A 24,221-nucleotide genomic window follows, 5' to 3' on the forward strand; every position below is an offset into this window, starting at 1 on the left:
TCCTTTATCAGCAAACGATACGTTTGCAAATAATTCCGTTTTAAGGTTAGATCATTTGTGTTGATTCGCATAGCTTTAAGTTAGGCTATTTTGTCTCCGAATTATCTAACCTTTACAGCAATGACATGGTTCTCACAGCCGTTGTTGGTGTTGTCACCATAGGTGTTCGAAAGATTTTTTAATTCCCTCCCTTGGGAGGGGTGCGGCTGAAATGTGTGTTGGCAGGGAGGGGTTTGTACGCTATTCAAGCGAATAAGCCTATCGATGAACCCCTCCCTACACCCTCCCAGGGGAGAGAATCGCACAATCCCCAGCTTTTTTGTTTCTTCCAAATATTTGAAATTTCTGTCCAGCCTCTCCCTACACCACCTTTTTCTTCACCGCGTAATTATTAAGCTTTTCCAGCAGGTCATCGGGTTTAAATGGTTTGGATACATAATCATTCATGCCGGCTTCGTACACTTGTTCCTTAATATCAAAAAGTGCGGAAGCAGTAAGCGCGATGATAGGTACGCCTGATTTTTTAGGATCGGCCATTTTACGGATCTCTTTTGAGGCATCAAAGCCGTTCATTACCGGCATCTGGAGATCCATTAATACAATATCAAAATTACCGTATTGCATAAACTCAACAGCCCGTTCGCCGTTTTCGGCAATGGTTGGGTTTATATTCCACTTGCTGAGCAGTTTTTTCATCAGCATCACGTTAACCATATTATCTTCGGCAATAAGCACACGCAAACAGGCCAGGGCGTTTTCTGCAGATTGCCTGGCCAGTGGGGCAGCCACTACCTCGGGCGCTACTTCTGTTGATACCGGGAACTCCAGGTTAAATGAAAACTCGGATCCATGGCCCATAATACTGTTAACGGTTATTTGCAGGCCCTGCAGCTCAAGCAAACGCTTAACTATAGCCAATCCAAGCCCTGTGCCGCCATACTCACGTGTGGTAGCTAATGATTCCTGCGTAAATGGTTCAAATATATTTTCGAGGTTTTCCTTTTCAATGCCGATACCTGTGTCCCTTACCGAAAAGTTTACCGTAACGGTATTATGCCTGTCTTCCACGCAGGTAACCCTTACCCATATGTTTCCCTGCGGCGTAAATTTTATAGCATTGCTCACCAGGTTAAAAATGATCTGGGTTATCCTGGTAGGGTCGCCAAAAAGCACTTTATTTTTTAATGATCTGTCAACGTCAAGCTTAAACAGCAGTCCTTTTTCTTCGGCTTTCAGGATCTGGCCGCCGCAAATATTATTCATCAGCTCAATAAGGTTAAAGCGGATATTTTCAAACACCACCTTTCCCGATTCAATTTTGCTGAAATCAAGCACATCATTAACAATAGCCAGCAGGTTATTGGCCGAAAATTTCAGGATCTCGAGATTTTCACGCTGATCGGGCCGCGGGCCGCTCATCATCAGCAAATTACTCATCCCAATAACAGCATTTAAGGGCGTACGGATCTCGTGCGACATGGTAGACAGGAACTCGGATTTAGCCTGGGCCGATTTTTCTGACTTCTCAATAGCTGTTTCCATCTGATTGTAAAGCCGGGCCTGCTCCGCACTGCTATCTTTAAGGTGCTTGATATTTTTTAAGAAAGCCGTATAAAAATGACTATGGATAAATATGAGCAGTATAAAATTGGCAAACAGGCTGATGATAATGGTCGACTGGTCAATTTTATTAGGCTTGATACCGATAACGTACCCGCTGTTATACTCAATGATCATGAACATCAGCACCGGTACCGTATTAAGCAGGGAGTAAATGAGGCCCCATTGCTGGCCAAGCATATAATAGCTGAACACGATAACAATGATAATTACCTGTACAGTAATGATGTTTACCGTTTGTATGGATACATAAACCAGGCTGGCATTAACGAGGGTGCCCACAATAAGCAGGGCATGTGCCGCACCGCGCCAGTCGGGCGTCCAGGTTAAATATTTAAACAGCAGCACAACCGATCCCATTAAAACCAGGGCCGTATAGCCAAGCATCCTTTGGTTTTGGAAATAAACGTTCAGGTAAAGTGCCCCAAGGGCAACAAAAATAAGGAAGAACCCATAATACAATAAACGGATCCTGGCCTGGTCAAGGAACGATTGCTCCTTCGACAAGATTTTATAAATTGATAAGTTAAAGAAACTTACTTTACTACTCATATTCAGAACTTAACATTGGCCTTGCAATTTGCACAGGCAACCGTACAGCAAATGCTGTACAGTTGCTTGTTATACAAAGCCAGTAAGTTCTGCAATTAGCAAGCCAAAGCTGCCAGGTTTTCTTCAATGATGGTTAACTTGGCTTCGGCATCGGCTTTTTTCTTTTGCTCAACCTCAATAACTTCCGGTTTTGCGTTAGCCATAAACCGCTCGTTACCCAATTTTGCATTAACCGATTTCAGGAAACCCAGCAGGTATTCCTGCTCTTTTTTCAGCCTTGCACACTCGGCAACCGGGTCAATTTCTTCGCTGAAAGGAATATAAAATTCATCCGTTGAAGCTAAGAAATTTATAGCTCCTTCAACTTTATCAGCTACGGTTTCAAACTTGCTGATGTTGGCAAGCCTGGCAATGATAGCTTCATATTCTTCATAGTTGATCCCCGAATTCGACTTAACAAATAACTCCAAAGGTTCTTTATCCGAAATTTGTTTTGTTTTACGTGTATTTCTGATAGAGGTAACAACATCTTTTACTACCTCAACCTCAGCCAGTAAGCGTGAATTTATTTCCCCAATAACGGGCATTTGCGCTACAATACAGCAATCCATTATAGTACGTTCCCCAAACAGTTCATCATGCCATAACTCTTCGGTAAGGAAAGGCATAAAAGGGTGCAATACCTTTAAAATATTCTCAAAGAATTGAATAGTAGCCTTATAAGTATACTTATCAATAGGGTGCTGATAAGCAGGCTTAATCATTTCCAGGTACCATGCGCAAAAATCGTCCCATACCAGTTTATAGCTATCCATCAAGGCCTCTGATAAACGGTATTGGGCAAAGTTAGCTTCAATTTCGGTTAGCGCCTGGTTAAACCTGTTGCCAAACCATTCAATAGCTACGGCATTAGGGTTTGCAAGGCTTTCATCAACCTCCCAGCCTTTTACCAGCTTAAAGGCATTCCATATCTTATTGGCAAAGCCGCTGCCCTGTTTGCAGTAACTTTCGTCAAACATTAAATCGTTACCGGCAGGCGAGCATAGCAGCATACCTACACGTACACCGTCGGCGCCATATTGAGTTATCAGATCAAGAGGGTCAGGCGAATTGCCCAATTGCTTTGACATTTTACGGCCAAGCTTATCCCTTACTATACCGGTAAGGTATACGTTCCTGAACGGTGCTTCGCCCCTGAACTCATGCCCGGCCATGATCATCCTTGCTACCCAGAAAAACAAGATCTCCGGCGCGGTAACCAGGTCGTTAGTTGGATAGTAATAATTAATATCGGCATTATTCGGGTCTTTAAAACCATCAAATACCGAAATTGGCCACAACCATGATGAAAACCAGGTATCAACAACGTCTTCGTCCTGCCTCAGGTCGGCAGCGGTTAACTGAGGGTTTACAGCCTGTGCTTCCTTCAATGCATCTTCAGCATTTTTCGCAATTACAAACTCACCGTTAGGCAGGTACCATGCCGGGATCTGTTGTCCCCACCATAACTGGCGGCTGATGTTCCAGTCCCTTACGTTCTCCATCCAGTGGCGGTAAGTATTCACAAACTTTTCGGGGATCAGTTTGATCTCGCCATTAAGTACATAATCCAAAGCCGGTTTGGCCATCTCGCCCATCTTGCAAAACCATTGCATGGATAGTTTAGGCTCAATAACCGCATTGGTACGCTCTGAAAAACCTACTTGTGATTTATACTCCTCAACTTTTTCCAGTACACCGGCTTCTTCCAATAGTACCGCTATCTTTTTACGGGCAGCAAAGCGGTCTTCGCCAACCAATATCTGTGCTTTCTCGTTCAGCGTTCCGTCATCATTCAAAATATCAATAACGGGCAGGTTGTGGCGCTGGCCAAGCTCATAGTCATTTAAATCATGCGCAGGGGTCACTTTCAAACAGCCGGTACCAAAATCCATGGTTACGTAGTTATCCAGTATCACCGGGATCTCACGGTCAATAAGCGGGATATAAACCTTTTTACCATGCAGGTGCAGGTAACGCTCGTCGTTAGGGTTGATACAGATAGCTGCGTCGGCCATAATGGTTTCCGGGCGGGTGGTAGCGATGGTTAGGTAGCCGGGAGTCGATTCCGTACCTGCCACTTTATACCTGATATAATACAACTTCTGATTAACTTCCTTACGAATAACTTCCTCATCACTTACCGCGGTTTTGCCCTGCGGGTCCCAGTTGATCATGCGGATGCCGCGATAGATCAACCCCTTTTTATACAGGTGGATAAACGTATCAATTACCGCCTCGGATAGGTTCTCGTCCATGGTAAACTTGGTACGGTCCCAGTCGCATGAAGCGCCTAATTTTTTAAGTTGTTCCAGGATAATGCCGCCGTATTTTTCTTTCCACTCCCAGGCGTAGGTCAAAAACTCTTCGCGGGTAAGGTCTTTTTTGCTGATGCCGCGCTCTTTAAGCATGGCAACAACTTTGGCTTCGGTAGCAATACTGGCGTGGTCGGTACCGGGAACCCAGCAGGCATTTTTGCCTTTCATACGGGCGCGGCGTACCAGCACATCCTGTATAGTATTGTTAAGCATGTGCCCCATGTGCAAAACCCCGGTAACATTTGGCGGCGGAATGACTATTGTATAAGGCTCGCGCTCATCAGGCACCGACTTAAAAAAGCCGTGCTGCAACCAGTAACTGTACCATTTTTCTTCGGTTTCTTTAGGGATATATGTTTTAGCAATACTCATAACGCGCAAAAATACGATAGTTAGCGGTTCATAGCCAAAGGTTGAGGGATTTTTTTGTGGTTAGTTCATGGTTGATGGTTCATAGATCATGGTTCATAGCTGTGGATAAGAGCGCAGGCCGCATTAGGGATGGTAGCGGATACCGGCCAACGAGCGTAAGGCCTGCAGGCGTATGAACGTACAGCCCGGGCCGCAGGCAATGCCATGGTAGAGATTAGTGGTTGGTGATCAGAGGTTAGTTGTTTTGCATATATGTAAGTTTTTAAGGAGATCCTTATAATAGCCCTAACCTGAATATGGAGCATTAGAGCTTTTAAAAAAATCCCTTAATCAGAAAAATCCGCTTAATCCCGGTTCAGAATTATGGCGTTGCCTGCGGCCCGGGCTGTACGCTCCAAGTCCTCGCCTTGCCACAACACATTTCCCACGCACGCTGCGGGCTTTCCACTATCATCCCTAACGCAAACCAGTACTTTTATAAAAACATTATCTACACAACATGCTATCATCATCAATCATCTATATACCATAACCTACTATCCCCAAAACCATGAACCATGATCTATCAACTATGAACTCCCCCCAATACAAACCATGAACCATTAACCATGATCCATGAACTACCAACCAAAACCATGAACTATCAACCATGAACAATCAATCACCAACCCACTCCCACAATATTTTTACAATTAACCAGTTATTATATAGTAACATTCAAATTGTCATGAAAACAATGCCCCTGCACAGGTTCTGGCTCGATATTTTGAAAAAAACAAAGCTGGACGCGATCATTAACTGGTTCAATCATTAAGAGCCTGCCCCCGGCCTTTTTTTGCGTAATACCAGCTATTTATTAACTTTAATTTTTAAGTATTGACATGAAATTAAAGTTTAACTATTTATTGCTGGTTGCCGGTCTCGGCATGTCGGTAAATGTTTTTGCTGTGGATGGGCCCAAACCTGTAAAGCCAAAGCACAAAACATCCGCCCCTCCTAAAAAATTTATTGATCCTGCCAACATGGACCTGAGCGTAAAGCCCGGCGACGATTTTTTTGAATATGCCAATGGCGGCTGGTTAAAACAAAACGGTATGCCGGCCAAAGAAACCCGCTGGGGCAGCTTCCAAATCCTGCGCCAGGAAAATACCAATAAACTCATCTCTTTACTGAATGAAGTAAGCCAGGTATCGGCTTCACAACCCAAAGGCAGCCTGAAACAACGTGTTGGCGATCTGTATGCCAGCGCTATGGATAGCGTAACCATCGAAAAACGCGGTTATGACCCTATCAAACCTGATTTGCAGCGCATTGACCGCGTGAAAACCCTCGACGATTTTATTAATGAACTGATTTATGAACGTATTAACGGAATTGGCTCACCGATATTCAGGTTTGGGGTTGAGCAGGACGATAAAAACGTAAATAAATATGTAATAAGCCTTGGCCAGGGCGGCATTACCCTACCCGACAGGGATTATTACCTCAAGAACGATCCGCGTTCAAAAAAGGCCCAGGATGCTTTGAAAAAACTGGCTGTAACCGTATTTACTCTTAGCGGAAGCAGCCCTGATGAAGCAGCCAAAAATGCGGCTATTGTTTATGATCTGGAATGTACCTGGGCAAAAGCACAGCTTAGCCGTGTGGCCATGCGCGATCCGCATGTTACTTACAACAAATTCCTGATAACCGATTTTGAAAAGCAAACCCCGCACTTAAAGTGGTCAAAAATATTACCGGCCCTCAATGCGGGCGGCCAGGATAGCATCCTGGTTGGCCAGCCATCCTTTTTCAGAACTACCGACTCGTTATTTGCAGCTACCCCGGTGGCCAATTGGAGAGTTTACCTGCGCTGGAATATACTCAGAGGATCGGCTTATGGATTAAGTTCTGACTTTGTTAATGCCAGTTTTGCTTACAGCAGCACACTGAGCGGTCAAAAAGTACAAACGCCGCGCACCGAGCGTATGAGCGCTTTTGTTGACGCTAACCTTGGCGAATTGCTGGGACAGCTTTTTGTTGAAAAATACTTTACCCCTGCCGCTAAGCAATACATGGTTGATTTGGTGAACAACCTTAAAGGAACCCTTGCCGACCGCATTAAACGCCTTGATTGGATGAGCCCCGCAACCAAAGAGCGTGCGCTTAAAAAGTTAAATGCCTTTACCGTAAAAATCGGCTATCCTGATAACTGGGAAAAATATGACGGCGTAGTAATTAACCGCGACGACTATTTCGGCAATCTGCGGGCCCTGGGTAAATGGCGTTACAATTTTAACGTTAGCCGTTTGGGCAAACCGGTTGATAAAACCCGCTGGGGAATGACGCCGCCAACCGTTAATGCCTATTACAACTCAACCAATAACGAAATTGTGTTTCCTGCCGGCATCCTGCAGTTTCCGTTTTTTGATTTTAAAGCCGATGATGCCGTTAATTACGGTGGCATTGGCGCTGTGATAGGCCATGAAATGACCCATGGTTTTGACGACTCGGGCCGCCAGTACGATGCTGATGGTACCCTGCGCGACTGGTGGACAAAAGAGGATGCCGACAAATTCAAGTTGCGTGCCGACCAGGTTGTTAAGCAGTATGATGCTTTCACCGTTCTTGATACCCTGCATGTAAACGGCAAGCTTACCCTTGGCGAAAACCTGGCCGACCTTGGCGGTTTAAACATTGCTTACGAGGCATTCAGCAAAACCAAACAGGGCCAATCTGCCAATACCATTGATGGCTTCACACCCGATCAGCGTTTCTTTTTATCATGGGCACAGGTATGGCGTGCATTGCAAACCCCCGAGTCGGCAGCGCAAAGGATCCTGACAGATCCGCACTCGCCCGAGCAGTTCCGCACCAACGCGCCGATAACCAATATCAATGCCTGGTACAAAGCATTTGATGTAAAACCCGGCGATAAAATGTATAAAAAACCGGAAGACAGAACGAAGATCTGGTAAATCAGATTTCTTTTTAAGAATAGCAGGCCTGGTTGTGAAACCGGGCCTGTTTGGTTTTAAATTGCTTAAATAACACCCCATCATGTCACATTTACCCCCTGTTTATGGCTTGAAATTACCTGTTACCGGATAAAAATGATGTGGTAACTTTATGGCATAAACCACTTAGAACAATGAAAACAATATTTGATAAAGAAACCCGCGACGGCCTGATCAGCAGGATCAACCTACTTGATGAAAACAGCAAACCGGAATGGGGCAAAATGAACGTTTATCAAATGCTGAAACACTGCACCCTTTCGGAAGAAATGTATTTGGGTATTAAAATATATAAACGCGCGTTTATTGGTCGTCTGTTTGGCAAAGTGGCGCTGAAAGGCATGCTCAAGGATGATAGTCCCTTAAGAAGGAATACCCCAACCGTTCCGCAATGCAAAGCAACCGAAACAAACGGCGACGTGGCCGCTCAGAAAAAACAGTGGATTGAACTCGTGGAGGAATATGGCAAGACTACGAAAACCGATTTTGAACATACTTTTTTCGGAAAAATGACCAGGGAACAGATGGGGCAATTAGCTTATAAACATGTTGATCATCACTTGAGGCAGTTTAGTAATTAACGGTGGAGAGAGCTATCCAACTCTTATTACCTTTTCGGCTATCCAGCTTTTTATTTCATCAAACCTGATCAGGCCCATACTGGCAGCTATAACCATTTCGTATTTTTCGTCCTGGCTGGCTGCGATATCAAAGCCGTTTTCAAGTAAAATCAAACGCATTAATACATAGGATATTCTTTTATTTCCGTCCATAAATGGATGGTTTATAATCAGGCTCTCAAAAACAGCAGCAGCTTTATCCACTGCTTCCGGATACAGCTCATGCTGATCAAAGGTAGCATATGGTCGTGCAAGGGCGGCTTCCAGTCCTGGCAGATCACGTATCCCGGTTAGCCCGCCAAACTTTTCAATAAGCACATTATGTATTTGTTCGGCTTTTTCAACATTAATCATTGGGCAAGCCTCTCCAATAATTCGCTATCCTCGGTGAGTACCTGCCTCAAATGAGTAGTTAATTTAATGTCGCCTGCCATTTTTGATTGCAGATGTTTCAGGTATGAAAGAACATCCGCTAAAGCCTCTTCGGGCACATTTTCAAGTGCCTTATTAATCTCAGTTTTTATTTCAGCTGCTGTCATATTCAAATTTAATTATTTATACCGGTATCCGGTTTCACAGGTTTACACAAAAGCTATCAATATTTACACCACTTAAACAATGCACAAATAAAACATTCCGCTTAAGCATTATCTTTGCGGCAAATATGATCATTCAGCAATTTTACGATAAAGGCCTGGCGCACGGCTCATATGCCGTGATCCGCACGGGCAAAATGATAGTTATTGACCCGGCCCGCAATCCGCAGCCTTACTATGACTTTGCGGCTCAGCACGATGCCGATATTGTGGGTGTTATTGAAACCCACCCGCATGCCGATTTTGTAAGCTCACACCTGGAGATTCATCAAACAACCGGGGCGGTTATTTATTGCAGTAAGTTAACCGGCGCTGCCTACCCTCATGAAACTTATGATGACGGCGACGTTATCCAGCTTAACGATATCAAACTAAAAGCCATTAACACCCCCGGCCACTCACCCGATTCTATCTGTATTTTGCTGATAGATGAAGAAGGCCGCGAAACAGCCATCTTTACCGGCGACACGCTGTTTGTTGGCGATGTAGGCAGGCCGGATTTACGCGAGAACGTGGGCAATATTACTGCTAAAAAAGAGGAGCTTGCCCGCCAGATGTTCCAAAGCACCCGCCAAAAAATCATGACCCTGCCTAAAAATGTAGTGGTTTACCCGGCGCACGGCCCCGGCTCCTTATGCGGCAAAAGCATGAGCCCCGACCTGGAAAGCACCATTGGCCGCGAATTGCGCGAAAACTATGCTTTACAGCTAATGGATGAGCTGGATTTTATTAAAACGCTCACCACCGATCAGCCTTTTATGCCTAAATATTTCGGTCGCGATGTGGAGCTTAATAAAAATGGCGTATCAGGTTTTGAGGATGGTATAGCCGCTGTACCGCGTATTGATGCAGACAGCATATTAGAAAAGGGCATTTTAATTGTTGATGCCCGCCCCAAAGCACAGTTCAGGAGCGGCCACCTGCATGGCGCCATTAACCTGCAGGACGGAGAAAAATTTGAAACCTGGCTGGGTTCCATTATAGGCCCCGATGAGCAGTTTTACTTCATTGCCGAAAATGATGATAAGCTTGACATCCTCATAAAAAAAGCAGCCAAAATTGGTTATGAGCAAAATATCAAAGCCGCTTTATTAGCTCCTGCGAATACAAATGAAGTATCTGCAGATCTTGATTTAGACGCGTTCAAAGCAAACGAAGACGATTACACTATAGTTGATGTACGTAACCACACTGAAGTTGCCGAAGGCAAGGTATTTAAAAACGCCATCAGCATCCCCTTGCCCGAACTGCGCGAACGTGTCGGCGAAATCCCTGCCGGTAAACCTATCGTAGTGCATTGCGCAGCCGGTTACCGCTCAGCCGCAGGCGTGAGCATTGTATCGGCTGCTATAGATGTTGTGCCTGTTTATGACCTGGGTGAGGTAGTTACTGAGATGATGAAAGAAGTGCATGGTTAACGGTTCATAGATGATAGTTCATGGTTCATAGCCAGTAAGGTCCTGGAAACTTTGAACAATTTTCATTAAACTATGAACTATCATCCATAAACCATGAACTAAGTATACCACCCAAAACCATGAACCATCATCCATGAACCATGAACTAACCATCGTCCCCACCGCCGACGGCTCGAACACCATTTACAATGCCGAAGTAGGTGAGCATTACCACTCACGCCACGGGGCATTACAGGAGAGCCTGCATGTATTCGTTAAATCGGGACTGCAATATTTCCTGGAGCAAAACGACGCTACTGAGGTGAGCATCCTTGAAGTAGGCTTCGGCACCGGGCTCAACTTTTTATTAACTGCCGATACCTGCACCGGCAAGCAAATAAAATTGGACTATACCGGCATTGAAGCTTATCCTGTAAGCGCCGAAATGATGGGGCAAACCGGTTATCAGCAATACCTCCCGGAGGTATTATGGGAACAATTCAACAGTAATTACCCTGCTGCATTAACCGGCAAGGTTGAGATAAATAATATCACGCAGCTGCATATCGCCCACAGCAAACTCCTGGATTTTACAATGGATGAGCAGGTTGATATTATCTATTTTGATGCCTTTGCTGCCGCTCACCAGCCCGAAATGTGGAACGAAGAGACCATTGGCCACACCGTTAGCTTTTTAAAACCCGGCGGCGTATTTGTTACCTATGCCATTACCGGCAACCTGAAACGCATGCTTAAAAGCCTGGGCTTTAAAGTAGAAAAAGCGCCCGGAGCACCTGGCAAACGCGAAATGCTGCGGGCAGTAAAACTTTAAGCTGCCGGCCTATAAAAACCGGAAGCCTACGTTGAATTTCAGCGTAAAGCCATTGGTTGTTGGCAATTCGCGGTAAGCAAACTGGCCCTGGGCTGCCGCACTGCGGGTAGCGTAAATGATAGGGCCGCCGCAAAGTGAAAATGCTAACCGTGAATTAACGGGAGCGTAATTCAATGATGGGCCAACCAGTAACCGTGCGCCGCCTTCGGCCTCATCGGCTTCCCAAAAACCTTCCAGATCCTGCCCTACAGCCTCGAAGCCGCCAAAAAGCTGTCCCGAAATATGACGGTGTACCCCAATGCTGGTTATCAGGTCTAAACCATCGCGGTCAGTTGCAAATGCTTTTTCAAAGCGAACATTGGCGCCAAGTTTCCAATTGGCTACCTCATATGCCGCGGTTATCCTGCTAAATGCTACTGAATTGCTATTAAACTCACGCCTGTAACCAAGGCTTGCCCCTGCCCTGAAACCCATAGGCTGATTGCCGCCAATAAAATCACGAAGTACCTCGGCCTGCTGCAATGTACGCACGCCGCCATTATTACTAAAACCTGTACCCAGCATGGCCATTAATGTAAACTTATTGCCCAGGTACCCTTTGGCCGAAAAATTTTGATCCACACCATCAAATCCAAGTGGTGTAACCGTGCGCTCGCCATATCCGCCCGAGTAGTTTAAACTCCAGTTACGGCCTTGCGGGTTAAGTGTGCTCACCGTAAACAGGAATGGCTGGGGTTGGCTAAACGTACTGTTTGCCACATCGCCAACAGGCTGCTGGGCATAGCTTACTTTAATTATCGAAACAAAAAGGAGGATAAACAGGTAAATTTTTTTCATGGTAAAATTTGCTTACTGATAGCATTAATAATTGGCTAATAAAATTAATTAATGTTAGCTTAAAATTAATGATACAGTAAGTTTTCATTAAAGATGTTATCATACCTTTGCAGCATTAGCATTCACTACAAATATTTTATGCCTTTAAAAGCCCCTGAAACTGCCCCTACCGCTTCCATAGCCTTTGATAGATTGCTCATCATTATGGACGACCTTCGGGCCAATTGCCCATGGGATAAAAAGCAAACACTTGAAAGCCTGCGCCACCTTACCATTGAAGAAACCTACGAACTGAGCGACGCCATTTTAGGCGGCGACATGCCCGAAATAAAAAAGGAGCTTGGTGACATCATGCTGCATTTGGTTTTTTACGCCAAAATAGCTTCCGAAACCAACGACTTTACTATTACCGATGTTTTAAACAGCGTTTGTGATAAGCTGATTAACCGCCACCCGCATATTTATGGCGATGTGGAGGTGCAGAACGAGGAGGACGTGAAACGCAACTGGGAACAGATTAAGCTTAAAGAGGGCAATAAATCTGTTCTGGGCGGCGTACCGGCTTCATTACCCGCCCTGGTAAAAGCATCGCGCATACAGGAAAAAGCACGCGGCGTTGGGTTCGACTGGGAGGAGAAGAGCCAGGTTTGGGCTAAGGTTGAGGAAGAGATGCAGGAATTTAAAAATGAATTTAATGCCGAAGATGAAAGCACCATCGATCATGAAAAAGCTGAAGCTGAATTTGGCGACCTGTTGTTTTCGCTGATCAATTACGCCCGCTTCATCAATATCAACCCGGAGAACGCACTTGAAAAAACCAACAAAAAATTCATCAAACGCTTTCAGTATCTTGAGCTTAAGGCGCAGGAAAACGGTAAACAACTGCATGATATGAGCCTGGCCGAGATGGATGTTTTTTGGGATGAGGCAAAAAAACTATAAAAATACAGTAGCACGGTGTAGCGTTTAGCTAAAAACATGCGTAATAGTTAAAAAATCGATAACGAGATAAGATATATGAAACGTAATTTATTTTACCTGCTTCCATTACTGTTAACATTAGGCGTAGCCTGCTCTCCAAAAAACGAGGTTGTTCCGGTTGCTCAGCCACAAGGTAATTTTACAGGAACATTTGGTGCACTTGTTAAAAAAACAAGCGGTACCGGTTATGATACTATTCGTGATACAATAGCTTTAAAGCTTACTGCAACATCACTATTTCAAGTGGCTGCCAACACCAGGAAACACGTGGCAAGCTACGGAGCATTTGCTTACAACGGATACTACATCCAGTTTAACGACTCATCGGCAGTAGTACCGGGTGTTAATAAGTTTCACCTGAAAGGTGTTTACCAGTATTTTTATGATGGTACTGTATTTCAATTGCAGCGCAACAGCAATGGCGATACATTAACCGTTCAATACAACTTAAAGAAAAATTAACTAAAAGTCCTATTGTTTTAATTACCATGCCGGTGCCTCTACTCCAGGTACCGGCTTTTTTGATTACAGCAGGCACACAATACGGGCAGAAATATTTTATTATTTTGTATCATTTAAATCTTTTGCTTCGTAAAGGCTTTTAAAACAACATTTAGCGGAACTAAGAATATTTAATGCATCCACCCCCTCGCATTACCGAAGAAGAGATCGTAAGGCAATGCAAAAAAGGCAGCTTAAAACACCAGGAATTGCTGTACAAGCAGTTCTATGGCTATGCCATGGGTATAAGTTTGCGTTACAGTTTAAACCGCGATGATGCCCTTGAGGCTGTAAATGACGCTTTTATAAAAGTATTTAACGCTATTGGCGGCTATAATACCGATAAGCCGTTTAAAGCCTGGCTCCGCACCATTCTGGTTAACACGGCTATCGACCGCCGGCGTAAAGACCTTAAATTCCAGCTTAATGTTGAATTGGAAAATGCCGCCCCCATCAGGAGCAATATGGGGCCGGTTGATAATTTGAATGCACAGGATATTTTAAAGCTGATGGTAGAACTGCCGGCTATACAACGAACTATTTTTAACATGTATGAGATAGACGGCTACGATCATGACGAAATAGCCACTACGCTCGGCATCCCGGTAAGCTCATCGCGCGTTTACCTGAGCAGGGCGAAAGAAAGATTAAGAAATATATTAAGAAAAGAAGCACATAACCATGGACGATCAGTTGGATAACGACTTAAGAGACCGCATCAGGGAAGTGTTTGATAATTACGAAGACACTACCGCTGATGAAGGCTGGCTGCTGCTCAGGGAGAAATTCCCTGTTCAGGAAAAACAGCGCCGCCCGGTTTACCTGTGGTGGGCAAGCGCCGCTGCCGTCCTGTTGCTGTTTTTAAGTATAGGTTTATGGATAGCAAACAAAGATGGCAGACATGATAATGCCCAGATCTCTGCTACCAAACAAACAAAACCTGCCCTGCCGCAAAGCAGCGCGCCGGATAGTACCGTTCAAAAAGCTGCACCGGTACAGCAGCCGCCTGTAACAGCTGCGTCATCACCTGCAACAAGCCTTGCAGGCAACAATAGTACCCAGTCGTCAGCAACTAAATTAAACCCAGCCGGTAATATACCGGCAAGCAAGTCTAATACATTTACAAATAATAACGCTTTAAATAAACCGGCAGGTAACGCTGTTACAAACCAGCAACCGGCAACAACAGTACCTGCATTTACGCCGGTACCGGTAAACCCTGTACCTGCAAACCCGGTTAACGGAATTGCAAAAACTGCTGTATCCCCTACCGCTCAACCGGCTAATAATGGTGTGATCAATGTTCCGGCAGGTAAACAGGCTGATAGTGTTAAGTCGGCATTGCCGCAAACCAATACACAGCAATATGCCAATAATCCTGCTGTACAGGTTCCGGCTAATGCCAATCCTGTTAATAAAGCACCGGCTGCTGCTACACCATCGGTCATAAAAGTTAAACCAAAGGCCAACTCCATGGAGGCTTTGCTTGCCAGCGATCATGATCAGCCTAAAAAACCTGATGTTGAAACAGATGGGCGCAGGGTAAAATTCAGCGTTTACGCAGCTACATTTTTCAATTATGCCAAGGGTAGTCAAAACCAGGTAAATGCCGGCGCAGGCTTTACTTCTGATATTAAATTGAGCAAAAACCTCAAGCTTTCAACCGGTTTATTACTGGCTCAAAACACGCTTAATTATAACAAAAACCAACCCTCAAATGGTCCGGCTGCGGTGTCCTTTTCACCATCGTTAAGTACAGCTTACAACACCCAGGCTGATTTTACCAAGGTATCGTCGGCCCCTTCATTTAAAAACTATAATGCTAACCTTGTTGGCCTTGATATCCCTGTTAACCTTAAATATGAATTTAACCCGCAAAAAAATGACACTTATATTTCTGCAGGCTTAAGTTCGGGCACATTTATTAATGAGGCCTATACGGCAAGTTACAGCTATCCGGGCCTGGCACAGGCTGCCGGTGTACAGGCGCAAACCTCCGATGAAACAACGCACAAAAGCTTCAACAGCTTTTACTTTGCCAAAACCCTGAACGTGGCATTTGGTGTTGGCTATCCGCTGGGCAAAAGCAACAGGATAATTATTGAACCATTTTTGAAATACCCGCTTGATGGCCTCGGCTCGCAGCAGATAAAATTTGGAGCAGGCGGTTTAAACCTGAAACTGAACTTTACAACACATAAAAAATGAAAAAATACCTCCTTACCTTTATCCCGTTAATGCTTAGCGGGCTGCAGCTCTGCGCCCAAAAATTAGAAGTTTCTGTACAGGCCAATACCGGTTTGTTCCATTTTGCAGGTAAATCATCAACAGCTACCACCCAGGTATTACAGAGCTCAGCCTCTACCGCCGATCCGATGAACTACGCTAACAATCCGTATGGCAATAAAAACGGCTTTAGTTACGGCGGCAGCATCCAGGCCCAGCTGGTATCAAAAGGAGGTTTTATAGTAGGCTTGCAAGGCGGTTATGAGTTATTAAAAAGCAAGGTTGATATTGATAAGTATTCGCCGCTTATATACCTCACCTATAGCGATTACATGCCCTTAACAGCTATTGATCCAAGTTTTGCGGTAACAGGTCATGTTGCTTTTCAAAATCAAAATATTAACCTTAATCCGTACATAGGGTATCGCTTTCAGCTCAGCAAAGTTAAACTTGATATATTACCGGGGATGGATATAGGCCTGATACTGGACACCCGGGATAAAGGCGAAGTAAAAGATAAAGATGGTAAAATCTATAAAGTTGACAACAAAAGAAGCAAAGCCCCTACCGATGTACGGTTACGCCTCGGCGCTGCTGCCAGTTATGGCCGCTATGGCTTAAACGCAAGCTTTGCCCACGGATTGACAAATTACATGAAAAATTATATTGGTGATGCTTCCTTTAACACGCATAGCGAATATTTGCGGTTGGGATTGAGTTACAGGTTATTTTAATAGCCATTAACATAATCAAGACAGCAGGGAAATATCGTTTAAAAGACAGGAGGCACCTACGGAGCCAAAGCTTTAGATTTATTTTTTCCTACAAACATGGTACTCCTACGGAGTTTGAAAAATATCACTCATAAAACTCCGTAGGAGTACCATGTTTATAGACAATTGTTTTTTATCTTATTTGGCTCCGTAGGTGCCTCCTATCACCATAAATTGGTGATGTACAGGTTTGTTAGCAATAATAGAGCAATCTATTTAAGCTGGATAGCCTTTACCGGCGAGATCCTGCTTACCAGCGTTGATGGATTTATTTTTTCATACAAACATGGTACTCCTCGGAGTTTGAAAAACATCACTCATAAAACTCCGAGGAGTACCATGTTTATAGACAATTGTTTTTTATCTTATTTGGCTCCGTAGGTGCCTCCTATCACCATAAATTGGTGATGTACAGGCTTGTTAGTAATAATAGAGCAATCTATTTAAACTGGATTGCCTTTACCGGCGAGATCCTGCTTACCAGCGTTGATGGGATAATAAGTACCAGCAGGCAAATGATCAGCGTACCAATATTAAGGGCAACGATATCAAAAACATCAAACTCAACCGGCACAAAGGTCATATAATAAGACGCCTGGTCGAGTTTGAAGAAATGGGTATACATTTGGAAATAGCCCAGGCCTATCCCCAATAAATTACCCAGCAGCAAACCTAAGCCTATCAGGTATGAAGCATTGATCAGGAATACCTTGCGGATTGCCCAATTGGATGCCCCCATGGCTTTAAATATACCAATCATGGCGGTGCGCTCCAGGATCATGATCAGCAGTGCCGATATCATGTTGATAACGGCAACTGCCATCATCAGCACCAGCATCACTACCGAATTTACATCAAGCAGGTTAAGCCATTCAAATATGGTGGGGTAATCTTCCTCAATGGTGTATTCTTTCAATTTTACCGGTAAAACGGTATCAAGCGCTTCAGCAGCTTCGTTGATATGATCAAAATCGGCTACACGCAACTCGTATTGGCCTATCTCATTCGGCTGCCAGTTGTTAAGGCGGTTAATGAGTGATAATGCGCCTATAACAAAGGTCTTGTCAACTTCTTCAACCCCAATATTGAAAATGCCTTTGATCTTAAATTGGCGCCTACGCAGATCATCCTGTACAAAATACATCAGCAGCTTATCCCCTACTTTAAGCTTAAGCCTGTCGGCAGTAGTTTGCGAAATCATGATTTCCTTTTGCGCCTCAACCGAATCGGCAAAGTTGATCACATCACCGGCAATCATCATCTTTTTAAAGTAGTTCCAGTCGTAATTTTTATCAACGCCCTTAAGTACCACACCTTCAATTTCGTTGTTGGCCTTAACAATTCCCGGTTTGGTAGCCACGGGCATTACATGGGTAATAAAGGGGCTTTTGAGCGCACGTTTAACAAAATCACTATCGGCAGCAAACGAGGAACTTTGGTACGAGTTGTTCAGGTCGAACTTAACCACACGGATATCGCCGGCAAAGCCCCGAACTTTATTGCGGATCTCGTGTTTAAATCCTTTAACGATAGCAAGTGACAGTATCATTACCCCAAGGCCCAGCATAATGCCTATAATTGCAATGCGCACAATCAGTTTTGAAAATGTGCGTTTTGATTTAAATGTTATCCGGGCTGATATAAAGGAGGCGAAACTCAATGGCAGACTGTTTTTTTGTACCTTCGCAAATATGCGGTTTTGCTGTTAAACCTGCTACTTTTAAAATTGTTTCAACTCAATATTTTATGAATAGGATTTGCGTTTTTATACGATTTGCCCTCATAGCAGTTTTACTCGCAAATACAGCATGCAGCCAGGCAACCGATTGTAAAAGCTGTAAGGCAACATCCATCCAAAAAAACAAAAAAAACAGCCCTATTATTCCCGGAGCCGATCAAATTCCGCTGTATATTAACTATCTTAAGGGAAAAAATATAGGGATGGTTATAAATCAAACTTCTGTTATTGGTAAAAATTTAACTGCCAGTGTAGATAGTTTGGTGCATTTGGGAGTAACCGTAAAAAAGATTTTTGGCCCGGAACATGGTTTCAGGGGCAATGCCAGCAACGGCGCTACTGTTGGCGATGCCAAAGACCCTAAAACCGGCTTGCCTGTAATATCCCTTTACGGTAACAAACACTATAAACCCACTGCTGCCGACCTTAAGGATATCAACCTCATGATATTTGATATCCAGGATGTTGGCGTACGCTTTTATACATATATATCAACCCTGCACTACGTAATGGAAGCCTGCGCCGAAAACAACGTAGAGCTGATGATATTTGACCGCCCCAACCCCAACGGTTATTTAATTGACGGGCCTATCCTGGATACCGTTAACCGCTCGTTTGTAGGTATGCATCCCATTCCCATTGCCCACGGCATGACCATTGGTGAATACGCTCAAATGATAAACGGCGAAGGCTGGTTAAAAAACGGAGTTAGGTGCAAACTGAAGATCATTAAAGTGGCTAATTACAAACATAGCTTGCCTTATACCTTACCGGTAAACCCTTCACCAAATTTAAATACGCCTTTATCGGTTTTATTATATCCAAGCACCTGCTTATTTGAGGGGACTACCTTTAGTTTGGGCCGTGGCACACTTGTTCCCTTTGCTGTACTGGGGCACCCGGCGCTGAAAGGAAAATACAGTTTTTCGTTCACACCTAAAAGCATCCCTGGTATGAGCGAGAACCCGCCGCAGAAAGACCAGGAATGTTTTGGCATCGATCTGCAAAATATTTCGCCAAATGATATCACCGGCGTGGGCGCAATTAACCTGAAGTGGCTCTTAGAGTTATATAATGCTTTCCCGGATAAGGAACATTTTTTCAATGCGTATTTTATAAAGCTTGCAGGCACAGCCGAATTAAGAAAACAAATTGAAACCGGCAAAACCGAAGCTGAGATCCGCGCCGGCTGGCAACCGGGCTTAATTACGTTTAAAGCCACACGCAAAAAATATTTACTATACGAATAACTGAATAAAGCACATCTAATACCTAAACATACTATGAGAATTATATTTATGGGTACCCCCCAGTTTGCCGTTACTTCGTTAGACGCTTTAATTAAAGCCGGCAGTGATATTGTTGCTGTTGTTACAGCGCCTGATAAACCAGCCGGAAGGGGTCAAAAAGTTAGTGAATCGGCTGTTAAGCAATATGCTGTAGCTAATGGCTTAAAAGTGCTGCAGCCCGAAAAACTTAAGAATGAAGATTTTATTGCCGAACTTAAAGCACTTCATGCAGATCTGCAGGTTGTTGTGGCCTTCAGGATGCTGCCCGAAGCCGTTTGGAATATGCCAGCTAAAGGCACCATAAATTTACATGCTTCCCTGTTGCCGCAATACCGCGGTGCTGCCCCTATTAACTGGGCGCTCATCAATGGCGAAAAGGAAAGCGGTGTAACCACCTTTTTTTTAAAACATGATATTGATACCGGCAACATCCTGTTCACCGAAAAAATAACCCTTACCGGCAGTGAGGATGCCGGTGAGCTGCACGACCGCCTGATGAACAAAGGCGCCGGGTTACTGGTAAAAACAGTTAAAGCGGTTGAAAGCGGCCGTTACAATGAGCACCCGCAATCACAACTGGCCGAGGGAACAGAATTAAGGCATGCGCCAAAGATTTTTAAAGATGATTGCCAGATAGACTGGACGCAGCCTGCCCTGTCAATTTATAACAAGATCCGCGGCCTTAGCCCGGTGCCAACCGCTTATACCGAACTTAATGGCAAAAATCTGAAAATTTATGCATCAGAATACCAGCTGTCAGAACCGGCCATACAACCCGGAGACTTTTTAACAGATAATAAAACCTATTTGAAGTTTGCTGCTAAGGATGGTTTTGTATTGCTAAAAGATATTCAGTTAGAAGGCAAAAAACGTATGGGTATCGAGGACTTTTTGAGGGGGGTGAAGTTATAGTTAATATCTACGATGTCATTTCGACGAACAGCAAAGGTTGCGCAGGGCGTGAGGAGAAATCTTATGCGCCCGGCTTTAAAACCTTGCATACGGCTTTACAAGGCGCAGAAGATTTCTCTTTCGCCCCATCACTCAGGCCAGTCCATGCTCTATCGAAATGACATCTTGGTTTAACTGAGCAGCATCTTACTTTTTCAGTTCATAGCTATTATTGGCCCTATCTACATCAGGATAAATTTTCTCCGGGTCGATAATAACTTTAGCAACTGCCGCTTTTTTATCCCCGGTGAAAGTATAGGTGCTGCTATACTCCCAAATCTCTACCGGAAATTCATGATGTTCCTTTGATCCATCAGCATAGATTATCTCGACTATCAGCGGCATGGCAGCCTTTTCCATATTTTTAATGCTGATGTTGGGCTGAGCCCCTGCCTGGCTTTCCACTTTGGTTATCTTTTGATCGAGGCGGTAGTTTTCCAAAAACATCGATTTCCAAAACCAGGTTAAGTCTTCGCCAGCCGAGTTATCGATGCTCCTGAAAAAATCCCAGGGAGTTGGGTGTTTATAAGCCCAATCGCGGATATATTTTCTGAAAGCGCGGTCAAACCGCTCGGGGCCTAAAATCTGGTTGCGTAATAAGTTTAATGAGTAGGCTACCTTTTGATATTGCAGCGGATACACCTGGTTGCCGGGCAATGCATCGGGCCGGGTAACAATAGGCAGTAACTTTTCTGAAAACAGGGAATCAAGCGGACTGTCGATCTCAACATAGCCAATAAACTCGCCTTTGTTAAAAGCTTTGACAGCTATTTTATCAATGAACATATTAAAGCCTTCATCCATCCAGGCATATTTGCGTTCGTTGCTGCCCACAACCATCGGGAACCAGGTATGGCCCAGCTCGTGATTTACTACTGCAAAATACATATTGCCGGTATCTTTTGCCGAACAAAAAACCATGCCGGGGTATTCCATACCATCAAGGTTTGAAGCTACGTTGACCGCTTTATTATAGGGATACGGGAACCACTTTTCTGAAAAATGCTGCAAAGTAAATTTAATATACTCCGACGAGCGTTTCCAGCTGTTTTGTTTCTCCGACTCTATTGGATACAACGAACTGCCCATTACCCGTTTACCATCAGCAAGTTTAAAACTCAACGCCTCCCAAACAAATGACCGGGAGGCCGTCCAGGCAAAATCACGGGTGTTATCAAGCTTAAATTTCCATGTGCAGGTAGGTTTTGCAGGCCTTGATGAGCGATCGGTTACTTCCTTCGCTGTGCGGATCTGCACCGGCGTATCGCTTTCCTTGGCCTGTTGCCAGCGCTTTAATGCGGTTGGGGTTAATACTTCTTCGGGGTTTAAAAGGTCGCCGGAGCTTTCAACAATAAGTCCTGATGGTACCGTAATATTAACGTTGAAATTGCCATACTCCAGGTAAAACTCACCGTTACCTAAGTACGGCAGCGTATTCCAACCTTCTACATCATCCAGTACACACATCCTGGGGTACCATTGGGCCATGGCGTAGATATTGCCATTTTTTGTTGGGAGGATATCGGTACGGTTAACCAGGAAATCGGCATTTTTATAATTTACCGGGAAGTTGTAGCGATAGCGGATACTGAAACTGATGGCTTGTCCGCTTAAAAGCGGCTGCGCAAGTTCCAATTGCATCCGGGTATCGTAAATGTGGTACCTAATATCTTCGCTTTTACCTGCAAGCTGCACACCTTCTACCTGGTACCCGCCGTCGGGAGTAGTTTTTTCAGGATCCTGGTAAAGGAACAATTTGGATTGGATCCCCCGCGAATCTTTCTTAAACACATTTTGCTCTAACTGCAACCACAACGCAGAAAGTGACTTTGGGCTATTATTGGTATACGTAATGGTAGCAGTACCGGTGATTACATTGGTTTTATCATCAAGCGCCACATCAATTGCATAATCAGCTTTGTTTTGCCAGTAAGCAGGGCCTGGTTCGCCGGTGGCTGTACGATAGGAATTGCCCGGTGGCAGTAATGGTAATGCCGGGAACAAATCGGCAGGACGGTAATTTGTTTGGGCTGAAGTGATATGAGCAATAAATAATAACAGGCCGGTTATGATGAATTTTATGTTTTGTAGGGGTTTTAACATAATGACAATTTACTAAACGGGGATTTGAAATTTTTACAGCTCAATATAATAAAAGTTGATGATCTGTTATAATCAATACGAGTTCAGATGCACGCAAAGGCGCTAAGCCGCAAAGTATTCTTAGCGCCTTTGCGCCTTTGCGTGCTTAAATATACTGAAGAATGGCCTCTTACGGTCGTCCCAAAACCTCCATCACCGCCGCAGCCTTTAATAAACATTCTTCATACTCGTTTTCGGCGATGGCATGATAGGTAATAGCTCCACCGGCATGGAATGAAAGATACTTATTAGCAGAGTTATAGAGTAACGAACGGATCACCACATTAAAATCAAAATCGCCATCAGGACTAAAATAGCCTATAGCGCCTGAGTACACCCCGCGTTTGCTGCGCTCGTATTGTTCCATCAATTGCATACAGCTAACTTTAGGCGCACCGGTCATGCTGCCCATGGGGAAAGAGTTCCTGATGGCCGCTACATTTGAAAGGCCGTCCTCGATTTCGCAAACCACGGTAGAGATCATCTGATGTACCTGCTTAAAGCTGTAGATGCCAAAGAGCTCTTCGGTTTTAACAGTGCCGGGTTTGGCGGATCTCGTTAGATCGTTGCGCACCAGGTCGACCACCATTACGTTTTCCTGCAGTTCTTTAGGGTGGTTGCGCAGGATTTGTTTGGCCTGTTCATCGGCATCAATATTATCAAGCCTTTTAGCGGTACCTTTTATGGGTTGAGATATTAATTTACTGCCACGTTTAGCCAAAAAACGTTCGGGCGAGGCACCGAGGATATAGTTCCCATTCCATTTAAAAAAAGTAGCGAATGGATTTGGGGAAACTTGGTTAAGCCTTGTAAAGACCTCCAGGGGATCAAGGGAAGCGTCCTCAGCAAAAAATTCCTGGCAAAAGTTAGTCACATACATATCCCCGCGGGTAATATGCTCTTTTATTTTGTTTACTGTATCAATGTACTCCTGTTTGCTAAAACGCGGTTTTAGGCTGATGGCAGGTTGTTGAGTGGCTGCCGATAAATCTTGTTCGCTTATAGCTTTTATGACAAACTCAGGTTCATTTGAAATGATCTCTACTGCGTTTTCTTTTATCAGCACAAGATGTTCGGGAACAAAGAAATACAGATCAGGAAATTTTAAACCATCGGGATTATTGGAAGTAAGTTGCTCAACTTCATTTTTAAGATCATAACCCAGGAAGCCGGTCATCCAGCCGGGGTTATTTTCCCTGAAAAGGTCAAGCTCATCAAAAGCATTACCCACATTAGCGGTGAGCCCGGCGCGTGCACCTGCCCCTATCAGCGTATCAAATTTTGAATAGGGATCGCTAAACCCATTCGAATCAAGGTAACATAGCGTATCAAAGGTTGATGCCCATTGCAATGCCTTTTTCCTGAACCCCGGCAGATCATTAACCTGTACTATCACTCTGCAAAAATAACCAAGTAAACGAAAAAAGGCCGGATGTCCGGC

Annotated in this window: 19 protein-coding genes; 11 read left to right on the forward strand and 8 right to left on the reverse strand. The window is 44.3% G+C overall.

Features of this window, described 5'->3' with window-relative positions:
- Positions 1-360: 360 nt before the first annotated feature.
- Complete coding sequence (locus ACFFGT_RS17960; protein ID WP_377023914.1) at positions 361-2,172, reverse strand: ATP-binding protein; 1,812 nt, start codon at positions 2,170-2,172, stop codon at positions 361-363.
- Positions 2,173-2,267: 95 nt separating this feature from the next.
- Positions 2,268-4,901, reverse strand: coding sequence for a valine--tRNA ligase (locus ACFFGT_RS17965; RefSeq protein WP_377023915.1), 2,634 nt, complete (start codon positions 4,899-4,901; stop codon positions 2,268-2,270).
- An 881-nt stretch (positions 4,902-5,782) separates the two neighbouring features.
- Here ACFFGT_RS17965 and ACFFGT_RS17970 point away from each other — a divergent pair.
- Together ACFFGT_RS17970 and ACFFGT_RS17975 are read left to right on the forward strand one after the other, a co-directional pair.
- Complete coding sequence (locus ACFFGT_RS17970; RefSeq protein ID WP_377023916.1) at positions 5,783-7,858, forward strand: M13 family metallopeptidase; 2,076 nt, start codon at positions 5,783-5,785, stop codon at positions 7,856-7,858.
- A 173-nt stretch (positions 7,859-8,031) separates the two neighbouring features.
- On the forward strand, positions 8,032-8,478 hold the full coding sequence (locus ACFFGT_RS17975; RefSeq protein WP_377023917.1) for a DUF1569 domain-containing protein: 447 nt from the start codon (positions 8,032-8,034) through the stop codon (positions 8,476-8,478).
- 12 nt (positions 8,479-8,490) lie between these two features.
- Here the strand turns inward: ACFFGT_RS17975 and ACFFGT_RS17980 are convergent, their stop codons facing one another.
- Together ACFFGT_RS17980 and ACFFGT_RS17985 are read right to left on the reverse strand one after the other, a co-directional pair.
- Positions 8,491-8,871 carry a type II toxin-antitoxin system death-on-curing family toxin gene (locus ACFFGT_RS17980; protein WP_377023918.1) on the reverse strand — a complete coding sequence of 127 codons (381 nt, stop codon included), beginning with the start codon at positions 8,869-8,871 and terminating at the stop codon, positions 8,491-8,493.
- The gene (locus ACFFGT_RS17985) at positions 8,868-9,056 is read right to left on the reverse strand and encodes a hypothetical protein (protein WP_377023919.1); all 189 of its coding nucleotides are present in this window, start codon (positions 9,054-9,056) and stop codon (positions 8,868-8,870) included. The genes ACFFGT_RS17980 and ACFFGT_RS17985 overlap by 4 nt, the downstream gene beginning before the upstream one ends.
- A gap of 125 nt (positions 9,057-9,181) precedes the next feature.
- Between ACFFGT_RS17985 and ACFFGT_RS17990 the strand changes: the two genes are divergently transcribed.
- Positions 9,182-10,531 carry an MBL fold metallo-hydrolase gene (locus ACFFGT_RS17990; RefSeq protein WP_377023920.1) on the forward strand — a complete coding sequence of 450 codons (1,350 nt, stop codon included), beginning with the start codon at positions 9,182-9,184 and terminating at the stop codon, positions 10,529-10,531.
- A 133-nt stretch (positions 10,532-10,664) separates the two neighbouring features.
- The gene (gene mnmC2 / locus ACFFGT_RS17995) at positions 10,665-11,342 is read left to right on the forward strand and encodes a tRNA (5-methylaminomethyl-2-thiouridine)(34)-methyltransferase MnmC2 (protein WP_377023921.1); all 678 of its coding nucleotides are present in this window, start codon (positions 10,665-10,667) and stop codon (positions 11,340-11,342) included.
- 9 nt (positions 11,343-11,351) lie between these two features.
- Here mnmC2 and ACFFGT_RS18000 read toward each other — a convergent pair whose 3' ends face one another.
- Positions 11,352-12,179: a hypothetical protein gene (locus ACFFGT_RS18000; RefSeq protein WP_377023922.1), complete on the reverse strand. Its 828-nt coding sequence runs from the start codon at positions 12,177-12,179 to the stop codon at positions 11,352-11,354.
- 138 nt (positions 12,180-12,317) lie between these two features.
- Here ACFFGT_RS18000 and mazG point away from each other — a divergent pair, with 138 nt between their 5' ends.
- From mazG to ACFFGT_RS18025, 5 genes are all read left to right on the forward strand, one after another.
- On the forward strand, positions 12,318-13,121 hold the full coding sequence (gene mazG / locus ACFFGT_RS18005) for a nucleoside triphosphate pyrophosphohydrolase (RefSeq protein ID WP_377023923.1): 804 nt from the start codon (positions 12,318-12,320) through the stop codon (positions 13,119-13,121).
- Positions 13,122-13,196: 75 nt separating this feature from the next.
- On the forward strand, positions 13,197-13,622 hold the full coding sequence (locus tag ACFFGT_RS18010; RefSeq protein ID WP_377023924.1) for a hypothetical protein: 426 nt from the start codon (positions 13,197-13,199) through the stop codon (positions 13,620-13,622).
- A 173-nt stretch (positions 13,623-13,795) separates the two neighbouring features.
- A complete protein-coding gene (locus ACFFGT_RS18015; RefSeq protein ID WP_377023925.1) occupies positions 13,796-14,362 on the forward strand; it encodes an RNA polymerase sigma factor in 567 nt (188 codons plus the stop codon).
- The gene (locus tag ACFFGT_RS18020; RefSeq protein ID WP_377023926.1) at positions 14,343-15,869 is read left to right on the forward strand and encodes a hypothetical protein; all 1,527 of its coding nucleotides are present in this window, start codon (positions 14,343-14,345) and stop codon (positions 15,867-15,869) included. Before ACFFGT_RS18015 ends, ACFFGT_RS18020 begins: the two co-directional genes overlap by 20 nt.
- Entirely contained in the window at positions 15,866-16,621 is a 756-nt protein-coding gene (locus tag ACFFGT_RS18025; RefSeq protein ID WP_377023927.1) for a hypothetical protein, read from the forward strand. Before ACFFGT_RS18020 ends, ACFFGT_RS18025 begins: the two co-directional genes overlap by 4 nt.
- Positions 16,622-17,099: 478 nt before the next feature.
- Here ACFFGT_RS18025 and ACFFGT_RS18030 read toward each other — a convergent pair whose 3' ends face one another.
- Positions 17,100-18,251 carry an ABC transporter permease gene (locus ACFFGT_RS18030; RefSeq protein ID WP_377023928.1) on the reverse strand — a complete coding sequence of 384 codons (1,152 nt, stop codon included), beginning with the start codon at positions 18,249-18,251 and terminating at the stop codon, positions 17,100-17,102.
- Positions 18,252-18,406: 155 nt separating this feature from the next.
- Here ACFFGT_RS18030 and ACFFGT_RS18035 point away from each other — a divergent pair, with 155 nt between their 5' ends.
- Together ACFFGT_RS18035 and fmt are read left to right on the forward strand one after the other, a co-directional pair.
- Positions 18,407-19,648 (forward strand): exo-beta-N-acetylmuramidase NamZ family protein, encoded by a 1,242-nt coding sequence (locus ACFFGT_RS18035; protein WP_377023929.1) that lies wholly within the window; start codon positions 18,407-18,409, stop codon positions 19,646-19,648.
- A gap of 33 nt (positions 19,649-19,681) precedes the next feature.
- Positions 19,682-20,599, forward strand: a complete 918-nt coding sequence (fmt, locus tag ACFFGT_RS18040; protein ID WP_377023930.1) for a methionyl-tRNA formyltransferase — start codon at positions 19,682-19,684, stop codon at positions 20,597-20,599.
- Between the two features lie 186 nt (positions 20,600-20,785).
- Here the strand turns inward: fmt and ACFFGT_RS18045 are convergent, their stop codons facing one another.
- Positions 20,786-22,741, reverse strand: coding sequence for a M1 family metallopeptidase (locus ACFFGT_RS18045; protein ID WP_377023931.1), 1,956 nt, complete (start codon positions 22,739-22,741; stop codon positions 20,786-20,788).
- 169 nt (positions 22,742-22,910) lie between these two features.
- A complete protein-coding gene (locus ACFFGT_RS18050; protein ID WP_377023932.1) occupies positions 22,911-24,176 on the reverse strand; it encodes an anthranilate synthase component I family protein in 1,266 nt (421 codons plus the stop codon).
- Positions 24,177-24,221: the final 45 nt, after the last annotated feature.

The sequence above is a fragment of the Mucilaginibacter angelicae genome (assembly GCF_042434235.1).
In the GTDB taxonomy this organism is placed as follows: Bacteria; Bacteroidota; Bacteroidia; order Sphingobacteriales; family Sphingobacteriaceae; genus Mucilaginibacter; species Mucilaginibacter angelicae.